Raw genomic sequence first — 3,794 nt, 5'->3', positions numbered from 1 at the left:
AAATGCTGCGTTTTATCAACTATGGCGGCGGTTCAGAGTTGATGAACGAAATTCTAGAGCCATACGGCCTGCACTTTATTGGCGCAACCACACCGGGGCTTGAAGCTTTCATTTCCGCAAAGCCACTCGACGGTGTTGCCGATCTTAAAGGTCTTAAGATGCGTGCGCCCGAAGGTATGGTACAGGAAGTTTTTGCTGCTGCTGGTGCTACGCCGGTGAATTTGCCCGGCTCGGAAGTGTTTACTTCGCTGGATAAAAAAGTAATCGAAGCTGCTGATTACACTGTGTTTTCAACCAACCATGCACAGGGCATGCACGACATTGCTAAACATCCTGTGTTTCCTGGCTTCCATTCTATGCCGATGATCGAAGTTTCTATGAACAAGACAAAGTGTGATGCACTTCCCGCTGATCTCAAAAAAATTCTAGAAATTTCAGTGCGTGATTTTGCGATAGATATGACATCCAAATTGGCGATGAAAGATCTGAAGGCTGTTGCAGAAGCCAGCCAAGATCCAGAGTTGACGATTCACAACTGGTCGGGTGAAGAGAGAGCAAAATTCCGTAAAATTGCGAAAGATCAATGGGCAAAAGTGGCATCCCGTTCTGAAAATGCGCAAAAGGTATATGATGTTCTTCTTGGGTACCTCACAAGTCAGGGCCTAATCTGATAAGAGGTTTACAGTACGAGGGGGAACCGCGCCTAATGTAATTGGTTGGCCTGAAATATTTTTTATGGCCAGATTACTCAGGTTAGGTTTTCCCTTCGTATTGTCGTGACCAGGAGTAAGTTATGACTGATCAAAAAAATGACCAGCCTCTGGATCAGCTAGAGGCGCTTGAAAAAGAAACAGTCCCGTTGGAATCTGGACGCTTTGGAAGCCTGATAAATAAACTGGGTTCCGTTTTTGCCTTTGGTTTTGTTTTAAGTATGGCGATATTGATTTACGAAATTGTTTTGCGTCATGTTTTTGATGCCCCGACGCTTTGGGCACACGAGACGACAACATTTCTCTGTGCTGTCGGATTTATTTTTGGTGGCCTGTTTTCGGCCTCTCACAACAAGCATATCCGCGTCGTGATTATTTATGATTACGTGGGCCCCAGGGTGAAACGCTGTTTGGATGTTGGTATATATATTACCTGTGCCATTTCGACGGCCTTTTTTTCCTATGCCGCTTGGTTGTTGGTCAAACGCGCTATTTATACCCCAGGTGGTGAATTGCGATTTGAAACCAGTGGCAGTGCCTGGAACCCACCAATCCCGGCCTTGTTGAAAATGTTTCTTCTTGCCGTGCTGGTTGTGATGACCGTGCAATTCATCGTTTATGCGTTTTCTCATATCCGTAATAAACCATCCCCAAAAGACGCCTGATACCGGAACTAAATGATGATTGATCTTTCTTTGCTCGGCGTTGAATACGGGACGCTGGTCATGTTTGTTATGCTGTTGGTCCTATTGATGACCGGCATGCCACTTGCCTTTGTTACACTCCTTGTTGCGCTGGTGTTTGCACTGGGGTGGTTTGGCCCCATGGCCGTTCCCCTGATCACCAGCAGGGTCTATTCTTTTGTGTCCTCTTTTGTTTTTGTCTCGGTGCCCATGTTTGTTCTGATGGCCGCGCTGTTGGATCGATCCGGGATTGCACGGGATCTGTTTGATGCCATGAAGCTTGTCGGGGGCCGCGTAAGAGGATCGGTTGCCATTCAGACGATATTTGTTGCCGTTGTGCTTGCCGCTATGAGTGGGATTATCGGTGGAGAGATCATCCTGCTGGGTCTGTTGGCTCTGCCGCAGATGCTTCGTCAGGGGTATGATCGGAACCTGGCCATTGGTGTCGTTTGCGCCGGGGGATCTCTTGGAACAATGGTGCCGCCTTCTATTGTGCTCATTATTTACGGATTAACAGCCAGCGTTTCCATTGGTGACCTCTTTACCTCGGCCTTTATTCCTGGATTGATGTTGGCAAGTTTCTATGTTGCTTATGTTTTAATCCGCTGCTACCTCAACCCAAATCTGGCGCCAGCGCCCGAAGTTGAACCTATTCCCCTGAAAGACAAACTAAAATTGCTGAAGGGGATTATTCTGCCAATCATGGTGGTGATCTTTGTTCTTGGGTCGATCTATGGAGGGATTGCTTCTGTCACAGAAGCTTCGGCTGTTGGCGTCGCAGGGGTCTTGCTCTCTGTCATTATCCGTGGCGAGTTCACCTTTACCATGTTCAAGGGAGCAGCGGTTCAAACACTGTCGACCTGCGGGATGATTGTCTGGATCGGTATTGGCGCAAGTGCGTTGGTCGGGGTCTTTAATCTTATGGGCGGGATTAATTTTGTCTCGGGCTTAATTACAGGAATTTCCGACAACGGTATCGTCATTATCCTGGTTATGATGCTGATACTTTTTGTCCTTGGCATGTTCCTTGATTGGGTTGGTATCGCACTTTTGACCATGCCGATCTTTGTGCCGATTGTGATTTCACTCGGATATGATCCCGTGTGGTTCGGTGTTCTCTTTGCCATGAATATGCAGGTTAGTTTTCTCTCGCCTCCTTTTGGGCCAGCGGCCTTTTATCTTAAGTCAGTGGCACCGCCTGACATTAGTCTAGGTGTTATTTTCCGATCACTACTCCCCTTTATTTGTATACAGATTGTCGCCGTGGGCTTGCTTATCGCATTCCCAGGCTTGACCGGCCGCTAAGGAAGTGACTTATGCCAAATAAACTGACGTCAAAGAAAAAACCACAATTACGATCCCGGGCTTGGTTTGATAATCCTGATCATCCCGATATGACCGCGCTCTACCTTGAACGCTATTTGAACTATGGCTTGACCCGCGAAGAGCTTCAATCCGGAAAGCCTATTATCGGTATTGCACAAACCGGGTCAGATCTTTCCCCTTGTAACCGCCCCCATATTGAACTGGCCAAGCGCGTACGTGATGGTATTCGTGACGCCGGGGGAATTGCACTGGAATTTCCCGTTCATCCGATACAAGAAACAGGTAAACGACCTACGGCTTCACTGGACCGTAACCTTGCTTATCTGGGACTGGTCGAGGTGCTTTACGGCTATCCGTTGGACGGCGTTGTGCTGACCGTCGGATGCGACAAGACCACACCAGCCTGTATGATGGCGGCGGCCACGGTTGATATTCCTGCGATTGTGTTAAGCGGTGGACCAATGCTCAATGGCTATTCAGGCGGGCGTCTTTGCGGGTCCGGGACGGCGATTTGGGAAGCACGTGAGCTGCATGCCAAGGGAGAGATCAACTACGAAGATTTCATGAAACGCGCCGCAGATTCCGCACCCTCTGCCGGCTATTGCAACACAATGGGGACAGCATCGACCATGAACTCGCTTTCCGAAGCGTTGGGCATGCAGCTTCCGGGTGGGGGGTCTATTCCAGCACCTTATCGTGAACGTGGGCAGATATCCTATGAAACCGGCCGCCGTATCGTTGAGCTGGTGAACAAGGACATCAAGCCCTCGGATATTCTGACAAGAGAGGCATTTGAAAATGCCATCGTCGTGAACTCTGCACTTGGTGGGTCAACGAATGCGCCGATCCACATAACAGCGATTGCGCGACATATTGGGGTTGAACTCGATATTGAAGACTGGGAAAAACATGGTCTGGATGTGCCTTTACTCGTCAATCTTCAACCTGCGGGACAATATCTTGCCGAGGATTTCCACAGGGCAGGTGGCGTTGCAGCCGTGGTCTCGGAACTGATATCCAAAGGCTTGATCCACGAAAATTCACATTATTACGTTGATTTTTTATTTGGGCGAGG

4 protein-coding genes are annotated in these 3,794 nt (G+C 48.7%); all 4 read left to right on the top strand.

Going from position 1 to position 3,794, the window contains the following annotated elements:
• The coding region (dctP, locus tag Q0241_RS09430; RefSeq protein WP_299376544.1) for a TRAP transporter substrate-binding protein DctP at positions 1-671 on the top strand (671 nt) is incomplete at its 5' end.
• 122 nt (positions 672-793) lie between these two features.
• Positions 794-1,375 (top strand): TRAP transporter small permease subunit, encoded by a 582-nt coding sequence (locus Q0241_RS09425; RefSeq protein WP_299376541.1) that lies wholly within the window; start codon positions 794-796, stop codon positions 1,373-1,375.
• A gap of 15 nt (positions 1,376-1,390) precedes the next feature.
• Entirely contained in the window at positions 1,391-2,698 is a 1,308-nt protein-coding gene (locus Q0241_RS09420) for a TRAP transporter large permease subunit (protein WP_299376539.1), read from the top strand.
• A gap of 11 nt (positions 2,699-2,709) precedes the next feature.
• On the top strand, positions 2,710-3,794 hold a 1,085-nt coding region (locus Q0241_RS09415), incomplete at its 3' end, for a dihydroxy-acid dehydratase (protein ID WP_299376537.1).

The sequence above is a fragment of the uncultured Kiloniella sp. genome (assembly GCF_937128705.1).
Lineage (GTDB): Bacteria > Pseudomonadota > Alphaproteobacteria > Kiloniellales > Kiloniellaceae > Kiloniella.
The sequence above is the reverse complement of the archived record's forward strand: the minus strand, read 5'-3'. Positions and strand labels throughout refer to the sequence as shown.

What these genes read in the sequence shown, in the direction of transcription:
- Q0241_RS09420 (WP_299376539.1), top strand. Translation starts at nt 1,391, where the DNA reads ATGATTGATCTTTCTTTGCTCGGCGTTGAATACGGGACGCTGGTCATG.
- Q0241_RS09425 (WP_299376541.1), top strand. Translation starts at nt 794, where the DNA reads ATGACTGATCAAAAAAATGACCAGCCTCTGGATCAGCTAGAGGCGCTT.